Origin of the sequence: Hymenobacter taeanensis, from assembly GCF_013137895.1 — a bacterium.
GTDB classification, from domain to species: domain Bacteria; phylum Bacteroidota; class Bacteroidia; order Cytophagales; family Hymenobacteraceae; genus Hymenobacter; species Hymenobacter taeanensis.
The window spans coordinates 698,087-714,884 of the sequence record NZ_CP053538.1 but is presented as its reverse complement, the minus strand read 5'-3'; the positions used below and the strand labels follow the sequence as shown (position 1 = coordinate 714,884).

The 16,798-nt window shown below is 53.7% G+C and carries 16 protein-coding genes and 1 tRNA gene; 4 read left to right on the top strand and 13 right to left on the bottom strand.

Annotated features, from left to right (window positions below):
- Positions 1-173: 173 nt before the first annotated feature.
- On the top strand, positions 174-644 hold the full coding sequence (locus HMJ29_RS03010; RefSeq protein ID WP_171590097.1) for a DUF1373 domain-containing protein: 471 nt from the start codon (positions 174-176) through the stop codon (positions 642-644).
- A gap of 98 nt (positions 645-742) precedes the next feature.
- Here the strand turns inward: HMJ29_RS03010 and HMJ29_RS03005 are convergent, their stop codons facing one another.
- From HMJ29_RS03005 to HMJ29_RS02975, 7 genes are all read right to left on the bottom strand, one after another.
- Positions 743-1,069: a 2Fe-2S iron-sulfur cluster-binding protein gene (locus HMJ29_RS03005; protein ID WP_171590096.1), complete on the bottom strand. Its 327-nt coding sequence runs from the start codon at positions 1,067-1,069 to the stop codon at positions 743-745.
- 72 nt (positions 1,070-1,141) lie between these two features.
- Positions 1,142-2,155, bottom strand: a complete 1,014-nt coding sequence (locus tag HMJ29_RS03000) for an NAD(P)/FAD-dependent oxidoreductase (protein WP_171590095.1) — start codon at positions 2,153-2,155, stop codon at positions 1,142-1,144.
- Between the two features lie 423 nt (positions 2,156-2,578).
- Positions 2,579-2,986 carry a hypothetical protein gene (locus HMJ29_RS02995; RefSeq protein ID WP_171590094.1) on the bottom strand — a complete coding sequence of 136 codons (408 nt, stop codon included), beginning with the start codon at positions 2,984-2,986 and terminating at the stop codon, positions 2,579-2,581.
- Positions 2,987-3,197: 211 nt separating this feature from the next.
- Positions 3,198-3,271: transfer RNA gene (locus tag HMJ29_RS02990), tRNA-Arg, on the bottom strand.
- 145 nt (positions 3,272-3,416) lie between these two features.
- On the bottom strand, positions 3,417-4,127 hold the full coding sequence (locus tag HMJ29_RS02985; RefSeq protein ID WP_171590093.1) for a TVP38/TMEM64 family protein: 711 nt from the start codon (positions 4,125-4,127) through the stop codon (positions 3,417-3,419).
- Between the two features lie 71 nt (positions 4,128-4,198).
- Positions 4,199-4,543: a DUF2167 domain-containing protein gene (locus tag HMJ29_RS02980; RefSeq protein ID WP_171590092.1), complete on the bottom strand. Its 345-nt coding sequence runs from the start codon at positions 4,541-4,543 to the stop codon at positions 4,199-4,201.
- 17 nt (positions 4,544-4,560) lie between these two features.
- Positions 4,561-5,031, bottom strand: a complete 471-nt coding sequence (locus HMJ29_RS02975) for a DUF2167 domain-containing protein (RefSeq protein ID WP_171590091.1) — start codon at positions 5,029-5,031, stop codon at positions 4,561-4,563.
- Positions 5,032-5,338: 307 nt separating this feature from the next.
- Here HMJ29_RS02975 and HMJ29_RS02970 point away from each other — a divergent pair, with 307 nt between their 5' ends.
- From HMJ29_RS02970 to HMJ29_RS02960, 3 genes are all read left to right on the top strand, one after another.
- On the top strand, positions 5,339-6,478 hold the full coding sequence (locus tag HMJ29_RS02970; protein ID WP_171590090.1) for a cystathionine gamma-synthase: 1,140 nt from the start codon (positions 5,339-5,341) through the stop codon (positions 6,476-6,478).
- A 212-nt stretch (positions 6,479-6,690) separates the two neighbouring features.
- Positions 6,691-7,422, top strand: coding sequence for an SGNH/GDSL hydrolase family protein (locus tag HMJ29_RS02965; RefSeq protein WP_244678738.1), 732 nt, complete (start codon positions 6,691-6,693; stop codon positions 7,420-7,422).
- A 235-nt stretch (positions 7,423-7,657) separates the two neighbouring features.
- On the top strand, positions 7,658-9,808 hold the full coding sequence (locus tag HMJ29_RS02960; protein ID WP_171590089.1) for a beta-galactosidase: 2,151 nt from the start codon (positions 7,658-7,660) through the stop codon (positions 9,806-9,808).
- Between the two features lie 33 nt (positions 9,809-9,841).
- On the opposite strand, the gene HMJ29_RS02955 is transcribed toward HMJ29_RS02960, so the two are convergent.
- From HMJ29_RS02955 to HMJ29_RS02930, 6 genes are all read right to left on the bottom strand, one after another.
- The gene (locus HMJ29_RS02955; protein WP_171590088.1) at positions 9,842-11,203 is read right to left on the bottom strand and encodes a lipopolysaccharide biosynthesis protein; all 1,362 of its coding nucleotides are present in this window, start codon (positions 11,201-11,203) and stop codon (positions 9,842-9,844) included.
- A gap of 123 nt (positions 11,204-11,326) precedes the next feature.
- On the bottom strand, positions 11,327-12,112 hold the full coding sequence (locus tag HMJ29_RS02950) for a glycosyltransferase (RefSeq protein WP_171590087.1): 786 nt from the start codon (positions 12,110-12,112) through the stop codon (positions 11,327-11,329).
- A gap of 56 nt (positions 12,113-12,168) precedes the next feature.
- Positions 12,169-13,350 carry a glycosyltransferase family 2 protein gene (locus HMJ29_RS02945; protein ID WP_171590086.1) on the bottom strand — a complete coding sequence of 394 codons (1,182 nt, stop codon included), beginning with the start codon at positions 13,348-13,350 and terminating at the stop codon, positions 12,169-12,171.
- An 87-nt stretch (positions 13,351-13,437) separates the two neighbouring features.
- Positions 13,438-14,325, bottom strand: a complete 888-nt coding sequence (locus tag HMJ29_RS02940; RefSeq protein ID WP_244678737.1) for a glycosyltransferase family 2 protein — start codon at positions 14,323-14,325, stop codon at positions 13,438-13,440.
- Positions 14,326-14,400: 75 nt separating this feature from the next.
- Positions 14,401-15,396, bottom strand: a complete 996-nt coding sequence (locus HMJ29_RS02935; RefSeq protein ID WP_171590085.1) for a WaaS/CpsH family glycosyltransferase — start codon at positions 15,394-15,396, stop codon at positions 14,401-14,403.
- 97 nt (positions 15,397-15,493) lie between these two features.
- Positions 15,494-16,696 (bottom strand): glycosyltransferase, encoded by a 1,203-nt coding sequence (locus tag HMJ29_RS02930; RefSeq protein ID WP_171590084.1) that lies wholly within the window; start codon positions 16,694-16,696, stop codon positions 15,494-15,496.
- Positions 16,697-16,798: the final 102 nt, after the last annotated feature.

Here is a 16,798-nt window from a genome sequence, read left to right as displayed (position 1 = left end):
TTCCGAGAGGAAATAAACTAAGGCCAAGTTTCATTCTGTAAAGAGATGACAACGCTATTTTGAAGGTAAACACCCTTATTCAGCAGACGAAGGGCACATTGGGCACGGTCGAAATAACTTAGGGTTGAGTCTGACGGTTATGAGCCGTACCTTTGCAGCCTTTCTATTTCAGAATGATGATGATGCGTAAGCTATATGTGTTGATGGCCGGGCTGCTGTTGGGCAGCGTTCCGGTGCTGGCTCAAGGCGAAAAACAGCCTTCGGTTTCTGCTACCGTTACCCCCACGGCTTTACCTGGGGAAGAAAAGCTCTCAGCCCAAGAGCGAGCCGAGCGCGACTTTTTGATGCCCGTGCGGCGCAAGCAGGCGGCTGCTCTGCGCGCCGCAGCCCATGAAGAAGCTACTACCCAGCCGGCCGTAGAAACTGCAGCCCGTGCCCTAGAAGCAGTTGAGGCTCCTAAGCCTGAAGAAGCAGAGGCCAAACCTGCTTATCACCGCCCTACAACCTCCTCTCACCGCACGAGCCATAGCACGCACAGAACCAGTTCGTCGCACAGGAGCAGCAGTAGCTCAAAGCGCAAACCCAGCAGCTCGGCCAAAAAGAAAACTACCAGCGCCAAAACCAGCACCCGTCGTCGGCGCTAGGCCCCCTGGGGTATATAAAAGCCAACGGGCCCACCTTCTGCAAAGTGGGCCCGTTGGCTTTTATGACGTTTAAGAGCTGTAGCTTCGGCAGAGTAACGCTAGGCCTGTTGGGGCATTAGGCGCAGCACCAAACCATCGAGGCGCGGCGTAACGCGTACCTGGCAGGAGAGGCGGCTGCCCTGGCTCATTACGGGCAGGCTTTCCAACATATACAGTTCCTCATCCGAAGGCTCATCGAGGGCCGGGCCAGCCAGCACTTCAATGTGACACGTGCCACACAAAGCCATACCGCCGCAGGTAGCCTGAATATCGTAACCCGATGCTTTCAGCACTTCCATCAGGCTCAGGCCCATGTCGGTGGGCGCTACTACCTCGCGCCGATGACCGGGCGCCTCTTCTACATATACGCGTACTTCGTCAGTCATAAGTTATCAGTTACCGGTTACCAGTTGCCAGTTGGTGCAGCCTGAACTGGCAACTGGCAACCGGCAATTGAATTACAAGGTAGGCACCCCGTTTACCGTAGTGTACTTGAGCACGTACTTTTTATCGGGGTTGATGTATTTGAAGGCACCTTGGCACATTAAGGCCGCCTCATGGAAGCCGCAGAGAATGAGTTTCAGCTTACCGGGGTACGTGTTGATGTCGCCGATAGCAAAAATACCTGGCTCTGAAGTAGAGTAGTCAACGGTATTCACTTTCACGGCATCATCTTCCAGCTCCAAGCCCCACTCACCAATTGGACCCAGTTTGGGGGTAAGGCCAAACAGCGGGATAAAGCTATCTACGTGCAGCGTTTCCGGCTCGCCACTGTTAGGCGTGATAGTTACGGCTTCCAGTTGCTCGGGGCCGTGTACGTGCGTAACGTTGGAAGAAAGCACCAGGCGAACTTTGCCGGCATCATGCAGATGCTTTACTTTCTCGGCTGAGTCGGCGGCGCCGCGGAAGGTGGTGCCCCGGTGTACCAGGGTTACCTCTTTCGCTACGTCAGCCAGGAAAATAGTCCAGTCGAGGGCTGAGTCGCCGCCGCCGGCAATTACCAAGCGCTTATCACGGAACGTCTCGGGGTCGCGCACCATGTAGTACACACCCTTGCCGCTCTCATAGTTCTCCAGGTTTTCGATGGCCGGCTTGCGGGGCTCAAACGAGCCTAGGCCACCTGCAATAGCAATAGCCTTGCACAGAATCTCGGTGCCATCAGTAGTAAACAGTTGAAAGGAGCCATCCTCGAGCTTGGCAAAGCGCTCTACCCGCTCACCTAGCGTAAACGTAGGATGAAAGGGCTCAATCTGGCGCATCAGGTTGCTTACCAAATCACCGGCCAGCACTTCCGGAAAACCCGGAATATCATAAATAGGCTTCTTCGGGTATATCTCAGAGAGCTGACCGCCCACCTGGGGCAGCGCATCTACCACGTGGCAGCGCAGCTTCAACAATCCGGCTTCAAATACGGCGAACAGCCCCACCGGGCCGGCCCCGATAATGCAGATATCGGTGGAAATGGAATTCATCAGCGAAAAGTGAGAATAAACAAATGGCCCAGGGCCATGCTCATAACAGCTAGCTAGCCTAAAACGTTGGGTTAGCGCGCAAATGCGGGTGCAAAGATAGGCAAGGGCGCGTCAGTGGCACAGCTTTCAGTTACATCTGCTTCCTATTAGCTGCCTACAACCCAGAAAGCCCCTCTGCGTGGAGAGGCTTTCTGGGTTATAGGGCTTCCTGACCACAGACTGATACTCGTTTCCAAGTGTATTGTCATCGTGTAAAACGGGCTGACGAAGCACTAAAATCGGTGGTGAACTGATGCCCAGACCTGCCAACCTATAGCCAGAATGCACTGGACGCAGCTACTAGGAGCGAACAATAGCTTCAGAGTAACTCAATAATATAAGGAGCACAAGTACGCGCTAACATCAGGAGGCTGCAACAGATTTTTAAGAGGCAACGGACGTGCCGTAGCTCTGTAAGAAGTTCTCAGCGGCGGCTAAGTCAGTAAACTGGCGGGTAGGCAAGGAAGAAAGCTGATTCAACATGCGGCTTACCGGCATGCGCGTCGGGCCAGCCGGGTACACCTCTGCCATAATAGCAACGCCCGCCGCCAGCATGAGCTGGTGGCTGCGCAAAAATGTAGGCAGCAAATCCACGTTGGGGCCTAGTGTGCGCCGAACATCGCAGAGAACCGTAAAGCCGGGCTGCATATGCTCTAACGCTCGCTGGCAGTCGCCCAAGTAATAGGGGAGTTGCTTTACAAAAGTCATTTCCTCTAGCTGCTCATAGAGCAGCATGTTGAGGCGCGTATCCAGGTAGATACGGTATTCAGGGCGGTAAGCAACTAATTGCATGAGGTGTGTTACGAAGAGCAGGGCAGTACCTGATAACACACTTGCCACGAAATAAATCCCCATGCCATAAAACTCGTGTAGGAACACAAGATACTTGCGGCACTTAATAGAATATAGCCTTTAGCTAAAAAGTCAGATTAGGCTCTACGATTGTTACACCACAATAAAAGAATAAAAAAAGGCCCTCAGCATGTTGCTGGGGGCCTTTTAGTGGTCGTGTAAGGAGTCGAACCTTAAACCTTCTGATTCGTAGTCAGATGCTCTATCCAATTGAGCTACACAACCATTTTTACCTTTTAGCGGAGCGTTTCTCCGTTTTGGTTGTGCAAAGATAGCGGGTAAATTTCCGGCCGTGCAAGCTAGCTGCTGTATTTTCTCTTCAATCTGTTAGAGAAAGACTGCAAGGTGCTGAATTTCAGGGAAATTTTTTTTATTTTTTTCCTGCGTCTTTACTTAAGGTGCGTTGCAAAGCGCGGTTGAAGAGATAATAAAGGCCAAACAGCGAAATGGCCACCAAGCCTATTACCAAGAGCTTGCCCATGGTACCGGTGTCGGGGTCTTGGAGTAGGGCAACTACATCCTGGGCTTTGGTGCCGAGCCAGTAGAAGAACAAGCTGCGCGGTAGCATCCCGATAACGGAAGCCACCAAAAACCGCCGAGCATCAACGCGCATGACCGCCAGCACAAACGTCATGAGCGCAAAGGGGAGTACCGGCGAAATGCGGGTTAAGATGATCAGCTGCCAGCTCTGGGTTTTCAGCTCTTTCATCACGGCATCGGCTTTGGGGAAGTGGTGCAGAAAGTGCAGCATCTTGCCATGGTCGAGAGAGGCAGCAATGTGGTAGCCAATGAAGGCCGCCAGGGCGTAGGCCAGTACCATGCCGGGCAGCCCAGGCCACCCCAGGTAAAACCCGGTAACCAAGGCCACAAAGGTGGTGGGGGTAAGAGCAAAGGCCATAGTAAAAGCAATAACTACAAAGTAGAAAATGCTTTGCCCGGGCGTGAGTTGCTCTAATAAGGCCTGGTTACGGTAGAGCACATAGCTGAGCGAGGAGCTTCCTAAAACGGGAAGAGCCACGAGCAGAAACATAGAGAGCAGGGTGGAAGCGTTCTTCTGAAATAGCTCCTTGAGAAACAACATAGGCAGCAAAAACAATCGGGCCGGCTTGTTATGCCGGCCCGAAGGTAAGAACGTAATATTGCTGCCGAAGGCTACGCTTCGGGTTCAGTATCGGGGGCGGGGCCGCCTGCCAGGGCTGGCTGTGCAGCCTTATCCCTGGGGCTTTTGGCCCCAAAGAAGCGGCGAATGGCCGTCCAGGCCGCTGCCAGCAGCGCCAGCAGAATTCTCCAAAACTTCAGAATCAGGGCAAAGAAGCCCACTTTCGCCAGAACCTTACCGGCAATCAGGCCACCAGTGCCATACGCAGCCATTTCACCCAGTTTGGGGTCGAAGTCGGTGTAGCGGAGGCCCTTGCTGAAGCTCACGCCCTGCATAACCCCCGGAATACTGCTCCGAACTTCCGCTAGCTGGTTGGGTGTGCCTACCGCATTCAGCACGAGTACTCCCTTGCGGCCTAGTAGGCGCGCACATTATAATTCAGGGTGTTTTCGTCTTCGCCGTTAAACTTCAGCTCCTTAGCCCAGTGTAGGGCATTGAGCTGCTTGTCGTAGAATGATTTGGCAGCCCAGCCCACCAGAGTTACAGTGCCATAGCCGGCCTCAGCGCGCTCTTTGTTGGTCGCTACCAAATCCGACTGCATATCCTTGAGCAGGTCGTCGTAGTTGATATCGTCGGCGTCATCATCCTTCACGTAGCCCATCTCATCGTACTGCACCACAAAGGCCCAGTTGTTTTCATCCAGCGGACCACGGTCGGCGGGGAAGAGCATGCCCAGGTTTTCGGCGGTAGGGTTGCCCCACAGCTTAGTCAGAACCTTAGTGCTTTGGGCTACATCAAGATAGCGAAAACCTTTCGGGACGTTGCTTTCACCCACGCCGTTAGGAAGCGTAACGTGGCCCGTCTGGTAGTGCAGTGAGTCTTGCACGGCCTGCACGTAGGCTTAGTAGAGAGCCACAGAGTCAGGAGGGGTGCTGGCAGTGTGGGCGGCAATGTGGAAGCACACAAAAGCCCCCAGGAACAGGAGTTTTTTCAAACGGATAAAGTGAAAAGTATGAATAGAATTTTGTCGTTAAAGAAAGACGCTGCCAGTAGAACCGCAAACAAGACGCGTCCGAATCTGCTTCTACAGCTAAGGGCCCTAGGCCGCTGCTGCGGGGCTGCACGTACATGCCCTACATTTTTACCTTTGCGCTTCATATCCACCAGTCTTTAATCTCCCGCGTCCCGCCCTTATGAAATTCGGAACCAAAGCCATTCACGCCGGTGTGCATCCTGACCCCGAAACTGGGGCCATCATGACGCCCATCTATCAGACCTCAACCTATGTGCAACGCTCGCCCGGCGACCACAAAGGCTTTGAATACTCCCGTACCCACAACCCCACCCGCACCCAGCTGCAGGATGCGCTGGCGGCCCTGGATAATGGTAAGCACGGCCTGGCCTTTGCCTCCGGTATGGCTGCCATCGACTGCATTGTGAAGCTGCTGCAGCCCGGCGATGAAGTAATTTCCACTAACGACCTGTATGGGGGCAGCTACCGCCTTTTCACGAAGGTGTTTGCCAATTACGGCATCAAGTTCCATTTCGTATCCATGCACGATATGACGCAGGTGGAGGCCGTAGCCAATGAGCGCACCAAGCTTATCTGGGTAGAAACGCCCACCAACCCGCTGCTGAACATTATTGATATTGAAGCGGCGGCGGCAGTAGCCAAAAAGGTAGGTGCCCTACTGGTGGTGGATAACACCTTCTCTACGCCGTATCTGCAAACCCCACTTGATTTGGGCGCTGATATGGTGATGTACTCGCTCACCAAATATATGGGCGGCCACTCTGATGTGGTGATGGGCGCCATTGTGGTGAAAGATGATGAGCTGCACGAGCGGTTGCGCTTCCTGCAGAATGCCTGCGGTGGTACGCCCGGTCCTCAGGATTGCTTCCTGGTGCTGCGAGGCCTGAAAACGCTGCACGTGCGCATGCAGCGCCACTGTGAGAATGGCCGTGCCGTAGCTGAGTTCCTCAAGAGCCACCCCAAAGTAGGTAAAGTGTACTGGCCTGGCTTCCCCGATCATCCGAACCATGAAGTGGCAGCCAAGCAAATGCGTGGCTTTGGCGGCATGATTTCCTTTGTGCTCGAGGGCGACCGGAAAGAGGATGCCATTGCGGTGCTGGAGAAGTTTGAGCTGTTCTCGCTGGCCGAGAGCCTTGGAGGTGTAGAGAGCCTCTCGGGGCACCCCGCCACCATGACCCACGCCAGCATTCCGGCCGAGGAGCGCCGCAAGGCAGGCTTGTCTGATTCGTTGATACGCTTGAGTGTAGGCATTGAGGATGCCGAAGACCTAATAGAAGACCTCAAGCAGGCCATTGGCTAACTATAGGCCTAGGGCTTCTAAACTGCCAGAGCTAGGCCACTTTGCGGTTTAGCTACCCGCTGAAAACAAGCAACCAGAACCCGCCCGGTGCTAAGCGCCGGGCGGGTTCTGGTTTTAAGTGGTCTAGCTACTGAATGTGCTGAGCGCTGAACCAGGAGCCCGGAACTATACTCAATCTGCTTTGGCTATTGGTCCGTACATAATTTACCCTCATGCCTACTGCTCCCCTGCCCATGCGCTTCCTTCTGCTTCTATCCATGCTGCTCAGCTTCGGCTGCGGGCAGCATACCTCCGACCCGGCCCCGAGTAATAGTACTACAATGCCCACGCCGCCGGCGCCTATGAGCGCGGCAGTGAGCTTCCTCTCCCTCGGCGACTCGTACACCATTGGGCAAAGCGTGAGTGAAGCCGACCGCTGGAGTGTGCAGCTGGCTCAGCTAGGCCAGGCTGAGGGGCTGGCAAAGCCGGATATCATTGCCCGCACCGGGTGGACCACGGCAGAGCTACAGGCTGCCATTAAAGCTGCCAACGTTCAGCAGACCTACGGCCTGGTTTCCTTGCTGATTGGGGTAAACAATCAGTTTCGAGGACAACCCCTGACGACGTACCGCACGGAGTTTCGGGAGCTGCTGCAAACGGCTATTCGCTTTGCTGGTAACCGCCCGGGCCGGGTACTGGTACTGTCCATCCCGGATTGGGGCCAGACGCCTTATGCCCGCGGTTACGACCAAGCCCGCATTGGCACCGAAATAGACCAGTTTAATGCCGTAGCGCAGCAGGAGTGCCAAGAAGCCAAAGTGGCCTACGTCAACATCACCGACCTTACCCGCGCCGCCGCTAACGACCCCACGCAGTTTGCCCCCGATGGCCTTCACTACTCCGGTAAACAAATGCAGCAGTGGGCTGATAGGGCGCTGCCTGTGGTGCGCACGTTGCTGCGCTAAGGTTGAGTAGCAGAAAGCCGCATACGCGAACAGTAGAACCCGCAGCGAGTGGCTGCCGGGCAAGAGGTGGGCACGGCCCCAGTCATATGCAGTAGCGCTAGGCCACTCGCCCGAGTGCCACGGGGCAGTGATGGTTGTGGGCACCGATGACGTGCCAGAACTGCGTGCGTTTGTAGTAGAGGGTGTACTTTGGTGCCGGCATGTGCTTACAAGCACAAAACGCTCATCCGCTCCCGTGAAACCCACCTCCTCGTTCACCCCGCCAGTAATGGGCAAAACCCTTCTGAAAATAGTTGTGCTCGTATGCCTTGCTGGGGGTGTGCTCTTTGCCGTAGTGCGCTGGGGGCGCCTGTTTGGGCAAGAGGCAAGTAGCGGCGTAGGAGCTCCGGCCACATTAACCAGCAACACCAACGAAGCCGTAGAGGGCGCCGGGAAAATTCCTATTGATCCGCAACGCTGGTACCAGCTCACAAATGCCCCCGACGGTATCCCGGCCCTGTTTGATGGCCTCACCAACGCCAATATCTCGCGGGGGTGGGGCAAGCTGCTTGATCAGTATGAAGCATATTACCCACTGCAGAAGGGGGAGTCGTTTGTAATTGAAAGCGTGAAGATGTACGATGGAGAAGGCACCGGCTCTGGGGCCCCCATGGTCTTATCTATTATTACCGAAGCCTGGGAGCAGATTCCAATTGCAACATTTACGGGCAGCGAGTACCAGCAGTGGGTAGGCCCCGACCCAAGTGAGCCATCAGCTTATGCGCTGGGGCAGCCTATTCGTAATGCGCGCTACCTGGTTATTACATCAGGCAGCATATATCCCACCGAGATTGAGCTGTATGGCTCCTACAAAGCCGCCAAAGTGCCGGCAGCCCCTAGCGCCAGCACGCTGGCTATGCAAAAAGGTGTGAAGCTGCGGCAAATGTTTGGGGTGAATGCGTTTGAGTGGAATCTGGAGGACGGTAATAACCCTTCGGTAGTAGACCCGGCCCGGCTGAAAGGGGTGAAATATTTCAGCGGCATTCGGCATTATCTCGATTGGGAAAAGCTAGAGCCCACGCCAGATAGCTACACGTTTAATCCCTCGCACAACGGCAGCTGGAACTATGATGCCATGTATAGCCGGCTCAAGCAGGAAGGCGTGGAGGTGTTGGTATGCCTGAAAACTCTGCCCAAGTGGCTGCAGGAAACCTACCCAGCTACTGAAAGAGACGCCGAAAATGTGCCTGCCTCATTCGGTAAAGACCGTAAGGCCCCCGCATCGTACGTGGAGCAGGCCAAGATGGCGTTTCAGTTTGCCGCCCGCTACGGCCGAAACCCGGCAGTGGCGCGCAAGCTGGTGAAGGTGAGTACCAGCCCGCCCCGCTGGACGGCCGACCCGGTAAACGAAGTCAAGACTGGCCTAGGCCTCATCCGCTACATGGAGTGCGACAACGAGCGCGACAAGTGGTGGAAGGGTCGCAAAGCCTACCAAACAGCCGCCGAATACGCCGCCAACCTCTCGGCGTTTTATGATGGACACAAGAACACGCTGGGCCCTGGAGTAGGCGTGAAAAATGCTGACCCCAAGATGCAGGTGGTGATGGGTGGCCTGGCCGCCCCTACCCCCGACTACGTGAAGGGCATGGTGGACTGGTGCCGGCAGCACCGCGGGTACAATGCCGATGGGAGCGTAAACCTCTGCTGGGACGTGATTAACTACCATCTCTACTCCAACGATGCGCGCACTTCCCAGGGAGGTGAGCCCACGCGCGGTGCAGCGCCCGAGGTAGCAGAAGCAGGAAAGGTGGCCCAGGCCTTTGTGCAGATGGCGCACCAGTACGCCGGCAATATGCCCGTCTGGATTACCGAAACTGGTTATGATCTGAACCAGGGTAGTCCCCTGAAGGCCATTGCCATCGGAAACAAATCAGTGCAGGAGACGCAGGCCGACTGGATACTGCGCACCTCACTGCTGTATGCCCGGTGGGGCGTGGAGCGGGTGTTTCTGTATCAGCTTTATGATGATAATGCCCAGAACCCAACGCGGTTTGGCTCAATGGGCCTGCTCAACGACGACAAAACGCCCCGGCCCGCGGCCCAGTACATCAGCCAGGCCAACAAGCTCCTGGGCAGCTACACCTATAAGCAAACCCTCCACTCCGACCCTATAGTGGACCGGTATGAGCTGCAGGGGCGCTCAGCCTATGTGCTGGTAGTGCCCGATGAGAAGGGGCGCACGGTGCCTTACACCCTCAACCTGGGTGAGGCCGCTTACGCTGAGGTGTACCGGCCGGCCCTCGGGAAAGAAACCATGGACAAACAGCGCGTACCGCTGACCAATGGCAAGCTGAGGTTGCAGGTGACGGAAACACCCGTATTTGTGCTGCTACCAGGCGCCAAATAGCATGAGCAAAAGAGGCCAGATATCCACCCTGGCCTAGGCGTTCTGGACGCGCTTAAAGGCCCCCAGGAACTTAGCAACTATGGCTTTGCTCTCAACTAGGCCCACCTTCATCATATCGGTTAAGGACAGTGAAAGGTCTTTGCGCAGCAGCAGATACCCGAATAAGAAGCCCGAAAGTATGGTGGGGAAGCTGGCAATGGCCACTCCGTAAATTCCCTTAAACAGGTAAATGCCTGCAAAGTCGCCGGCTACGTTTATGGCCAGCATCATGAACACCTTGATGAGGTTAAGGCGGGGCTTGTTGATTACCTCGAGCGTGATGCCGGTAAAACGGTCGATGGGGAACAGAATGGCCATGGCCATAAAAATGCGCAGCAGGTTGGCCGCCTCCGTCCCGATGTACTTGCTGCCGCCCAGAATGTAGATAGGAATTTCGGCCAGCAGAATAGTGCCTCCCACTATAGGCAGCAGCGCCCAGGTAAGAATGCCTACGTTCTTGGTCAGAATGCTTGTCAGTTCCGCTTTATCGTGCTTGTTGTAGGCCACTGAAAGCATAGGCATAGCCGTGGCAATAGAGCTGCCCACCAGCAGCTCAATGATAATCATGAAGCGCTGCGCCAGGTTATACACGGCCAGTGCCGCCGGCCCCAGCATGAAGTTGATGATAAACGTATCGGAGTTGCGGAACAGCGTGGCACCGATCTGGCTGCCTACGCTGTATTTGCCGAAGTGAGCTAGCTCTCTCATGCACTCTGCGCTGCGGTGCCTAATGTCGCCGAAGCGGGTATACCCCGCAATGAGGGTTACAAAGCTGGTGAAGGCGCCCGCGAATAAGTTGGTATAGACAACATTGGTAACATTTACTTTCTGCAGCAAAATCAGCCCAAACAAGCCCAGTACAGATATTCCCAGCTGCATAGACCGCAGATACAGCAGCTTATCAAAACGCTGCTCGGCCTGAAGCACACACATGCCCACAAAGGAGGGCAGCATGAACAGTAGCGTTAACCCCGACCATTTAATGAACAGATTCAGGCCCTCGTTGGCCAGTGGGTAGCTCAGCAGATAGGCCCCAATATTGAGCAGCCCAAACAGCAGGGTAATGGCAATGCTGATAACCCAGGTAGAGCCCATTACCTCGGCGGCGCGCTTGGCGGCGGCACCGCAGTACCAGCGCATAAACGCGGTAGTTACAAAGCCCGCGCGTAGAGAGTCGGCTAGGCCTAGAACGGAGTTAAAGAACACGTAGGCCCCCAGCTCCTCTACTTTCATGTAGCGAAAGAGCAGGCCGAAGTACACGATGTTAATTGCCTGTACCGTCATATTGCCCGTAAGCGACATCAGATGCTTGTTGCTCAGGAATGAGGCAATTTTATTGGTCAGGCTGTTTCCCATTGTATTGGTAGGGTGCCGCTTCAGGTGCTGGAAATGGTGAAGCGGCAGAAGAGTAAAAGGTCGGGTTAGATACGGGCGGCACCCGCTACACGGCTGAGCTGTTGCAACGCATACGCCGTGAGGTTAGGCACTTTTCACCTTAGCTCCCAGGTGCAGGTCGTAGTTGTACTTGATCTGCCGGAACACCATTCTGACGCAGGCAACTAGCAGGTTGTTGCTATTGCGCCAGTTGCTGCGCGTAACGGTGCTGGGTTCTTCCTCAGAGTTTTCCTGCGTGAATAAGTCGTTGAATTTATCGTAAAACAGCCCTTTGCCGTGGTTCTGAATGAACGATAGGCACATCAGGTACTCGGTTCGGTCGCTCTTGATGCCCTCTTTGTAGCGGCCAAACTTCTCCATAAAAGAGCTGCGCCGTAGGTGCGGATGGTCGCTGTAGTGGTAAATCTTGGTGGTATTGAGGTACCAAGGTTTATACAGCATCTCTGAGAACCCCTTGCCGTAGGGTTTCAGATAGGGGTAGGCGTAGTAGGCGTAGAACCGCACAATGTCAATATCCGCGGCCTGCTGCATTATGGCGTAGGCATCCTGGAAGTGCGGCGTAAACTCCGGGGAGGGCACAAAATCCTCCTGCACATACAGTGTGTAGGGGGTGGTAACGGCATCCTGCCCCTTATTGAGGTTATTGCCCAGGCCCTTATTAACGGGAGTGGTAATCAGCCGGAACTGGTACTGCTTCTGCAGCTCCTGCAGCGCCTGTTGGTGCACTGGCTTGCTGCCATCATCCGAGACAACTATATCCCCAAAGGCTACTCCTAGCTTAGTAAAGTTCCGTAACAGCCGCTCAATAGACTTGCTGCGGTTGTAGTGGGTAATCAGGAGTGTAACCTCAGGGAAGCTAGCCGTTGTCATCAGGGAAAGGGAGGAATAGGAGAAATCGAGGACGGAGAGAGTTGGGTAAGAGTGGCCTAGATGGTAATGGTAGGAACCGCTACGGCCCGCTGAGCCTTATCCCAGGCGGCAGGCTGCGCGTTGCGGATAAAGCGCCCGAAACCCCGGAAGGCTGCCACGTTCATCATCGTGAAATAGAGCGGTACCAGCGCCGCTCCGGCCTTGCGGCCTCGGGTAGCCATTAGCCAGCCAGCGCCACTGGCCACGTAAAACAGCACCTGCAGCGCCAGCAATACCGTGTAGATGCCCTGGTGCGTGTAGGCCAGGTAAGCATTAAGCGGCAATAAAAGCGCCAGCAAGGCCGGGGTCAGGCTCCAGCGCAACACCCGGTGCGAGATGTACAGGAACGTGACCAACGGCTGCCGGAGTGGGTTCAGCAGGAACGTGAGACGCGACATGGCTTGCCAGCCACCGGCGCAAATCCGCACTTTACGGCGCATCTCTTCCTTCAGCGAGGCCGATGGCGGCTCCATGGCGTAGGCCTTTGGCTCGTATACCACCTTATAACCCGCTCCCACAATGCGCATTGATTGAATGAAGTCGTCGAGGATCACGTCTTTCTCTAAGGGGTCAAACAGCTCCGTCCGGAAGGATACCAGCTCACCGGCCGCTCCCATGAGGCTATAGATTTCAGAATCGCAGCGCTTCAGCAACGACTCGTATTTCCAATATAGGCCTTCTCCTGAGCCGGAGGCGGTGCCGTCGTTGAGCACATGCTTTTCCCCGGAAACGGCTCCCACGCGTGGGTTCTGGTAGTGGGTAACCATGGCCCGCACGGCCTCGGGGTTTAGCAGCGTGTTGCAGTCAGTGAAGATGACGTAGGGCGTGGTAATGTGCTGAATAGCCCGGTTTTCGGCCAGCGACTTACCACCCCGCTCCGGAATGTGCAGGTGCTGCACCTCGGGGTAGGCCGCTAGCACCTCACCAGAATTATCATTGGAGCCATCCGTGATAAACATCAGCTGCAGCTTATTAGTGGGGTAGTCCAGCTCTTGGCAGTTGCGCACTTTGGCGGCCAGAATATCGGCCTCATTGTAAGCGGGCACCACCAGGGTAACCTCCGGCTCAAAAGTAGAGGAGAGGGGTTTGGGTGTGGCCGTTTTCCGAAGTACATAAGCCCAGGCGGCTACCAGCATACCGTACCCCACATAGGTGTAAAACACAATGCCCAGGAAAAGCCAAAAACAAAATACAAGCATGAGCAGGAAGCTAGAGGATGCAAAGCAAGGAGCGCACCTGTGAAATGCCACAGCAGCATTCCAGGGCATTTATCCCGATCTTAAAATTTAGTCTTGAACTTTAATTGCGGGCCCGGTAATGTATTCTGACATATACTTCGTGTGAAGCTTCAGGCGGTTAAAGAAGGCTTGCAAAATGCTGCCGTCCTGCAAAAGCTTTCGGTTAGAAGTAAAAACAATAGCTCTGGGGTCGGTTACCTGTTTTAGATTCCCCCTTGTTTTCAAACGGATAGCCATTCGGCCGTCCTCTGATTCTTCCACATTCTCGGCATTATTGAATGTGCGGGCGGTGTGGGTTTTGAATCCGCCGGTTTCACGGCCTATTTGAGTTATCAACCCCATATTAAACCCTAGCACATTAATAAACTCGCGGTGCTTTCTCCTTATTTCAATTAAAATATTGCCAATTGTTTCATACACAAATAGCCCCTTACGGCTTGCTCCCTCTGATGGTAAAAATGCATAGCGGCCATATACACCAGTAATTCCGGCTGAGTTGCGCATAGGCGCCGTCATAAGCTCAATCCAGTCTGGTGGATAAAAGGTATCGGCATCAGCACACAATAAATATTTGCCTTGCGCCTTATATAGGCCTAGCTGCCGGGCATACGTAATACCCTGCATAGATTCAAAATAACTGGTTACACCCAGCGTGTCTAATACTTCCTGGGTTGAATCGGTGGAGTTATTATTGATAACGATTATTTCTACTCGCAAAGAAGTTGTATTAGCTGCTAGCGTGGAGAGGGTGCGGTAAATATTATTGGCTTCGTTCCAAGCGGGTATTACCACCGATACGTCAGGGTTGGGATGCTTGAACTTGCTCAGGCGCGTGCGCAGGTCTTCTACTTCAGCCGGAGAAAGGTCGGCAAAGCCCTTGTCTAAGAACAAGTGCTGCTGAATCCAGTTGGGTACAGAAAAGGGCGGCATATTCATGGTAAGGCGTATTATGCCCGAGGCTCAGGCTAATTCCGGATTTGGCTTAGGAAGGAGAAGGGAGGCTAATCAGGATCAGGCGAAGATGTTCTCCAGCCACTTATCGAGGGAGTAATCAGCCGTGCTGGCTTCTATCTCTTTCTCCAGGAAAGAGGGCGGTAGCTCAATATTGTTTAAATCAATAATGGCTATCTGATCTGGGTTAAAGCTGGGCTCTTTTGTGACCCATTTATTGGTTGTCAGTACTTTTTTACCGGTGCCAATGGCATCAATAACGCGCATGGCCAGGCCAGTTTGCTTTGCGTTGCTGACATCAACAATGGCTTTCGACTTATTAAAAAGAGCCAGATATTCTTTGCGGCTCATGGGTTTAAAGCTGATTAAGCTTTTATCAAGCTGCGTGCCCTTCAATCGTTCGATCAAATAATATCGATACGACATATAAAAATGGCTGTGCAACGTGTAGCCATGCTGGGCGGCATAATCCCGAAACTTAATTAGCCCCTTGTAGCGCTCAGGCAAGTATGAGCCGAAAAAGAAAAAATCAATTTTCTTGGGCTCAGTCTTTGTTTTGTTAGCTAATTCTTTTACCTCGTCAATGTAAAAAGTAGGGCTGTATTTTATCCAGGGATTTTGTTCTACATCCTGAAAATCGAAAGACAATACTTTGTCGAATTCGCCCGTGATATTATATCCTTCTTCCAAGTCTAGGAATGGACTGTTAATATTAGCGTCCCACTGGTACATAATACAGGTAATTCCTGGGTTCATGGCCTTTACCGCTCTCACAAAAGAGGCAGGCATGCGTAGGCCACGTATTACCAATAAGTAGTCGTATTTCTGATTCGCTATTTTTTTAAGGATAGAAGTGTAATGTTTCTGCTGATACGCATCGAGGTAAGATGGAAATAAACGGTTTACAATGCCGTACTTGATAGAGGTGTCTCTTTCCGCGAAAAAAGTTACCTCGGCACCATACTGCTCCATTTTATTTTTTATCTCCAGGTGGTATTCATAGAACGCTACGCCAATAAATAATACTTTTTTGTTGTTGAAAACCTCCTTTAACATGAGCGCTCTGTATTTGAATGATGGTGCCTAGAGTGTCGTTAAACGGGGTGGGTAAAGTAGGCAGAGAGTAAACCAAGTGGGGCCGGCAGACGGGGGGCTAGGGAGTAGCCGGTTGAAGTGAGGGCTCTAGCGCATCATAGATCTTAGAAACCGTGGCTTCCCAGGTGTGGCTCTGGGCGCATCGGATGCGGGCTTTGGCGGCGGCGGTGTCTTTATCAGCTAAGGCAGTTTCTAGTTGCGTAACCCACTCTTCATGGGTGCTAGCCACTGCCACGTGCGGCAAGAACATCTCCATAGCCTGCGTCTCGGTGGCTACCACGGGCTTGCCCATAGCCAGGTACTCATCTATTTTTAGCGGGTAGTTGCCAATGGTAATATCATTAACAATCTGCGGGTTGATGCAAACATCAAAGTGATGCACGTAGGACGGAAGCTGATCGGGGGTTTTGGTACCCAGGAAGTATACGTTGGGCAGCTCGTGTAACGCGCTTTTCTCGAAGGCCTCATCCTCGGGGCCTACCAGCACCAGGTTCCAGTGTGGGCGTTGCTGGGCAATGTAGAGCAACAGGTCAATATCCAGACGTAGGTCGGTGAGGTAGCCCGTATACCCGATGATGGGGTGGGCTACGGCGGCCATGTCGTCGGGCATGTCGTAGGGCCCATCAGCCTGGTATAAGGAGAGTACACACCCCTGACCTACATCGTGGCTGTGGGGGTTAAACTGGCGGGCGTAGTCGCGCAGATATACTGAGTTGGCTGTTACCACATCTACTCGTTTGATCAATTCAGCTTCTAGCCAGGGGCCATGCCGCTTGAAATATGGCTGGGGCAGCACAAAATCTCGGATGTTGAAGATGTATTTAATCGGCTTAAGCAGGTTAGGCAGCTCCAGGCCCGGATAAATTAAGCCATCCTGCAAAAAGTAATAAGAATCAAAGCCCAGGAGTTTAGCCGCTTTTTGAATGCTATAGGCCAGCATGCGGGCATTTAGCAGGTTGGCGGCCTTAAACAGTGGCCTAGAAGCAATCCAGTTGGCCGACAAGAAGATTACCCCCGTGTTATACACCCATATATTGGGTTCTACCTGCTCCATGGCTTCCGCCTGCCCCAACACTACCCGCAGCCGCTTCTGCACCTCGGGCTGCTGATACGAGTGCAGCAGCGTGTTCAGGTCGAGGGGCAGGTTGATGAACAGCACCCGGTTGGTCTGGCTGAACTCCTTGGCCATATTGCGGGAGTTCATGCCTATGGTGGTGTCCCAGGGTTGTTGAGATATAATGATGATGTTCTGGTCGTTCATGGGGCACACGTGAGTAGGCTGCTACCTTTTAGAAAAAACCTTCAGGCCTTTCCGGAGGCCAACAACAAAGCAGATCAGGGCTGGTAGCGCAATGATTTCCCA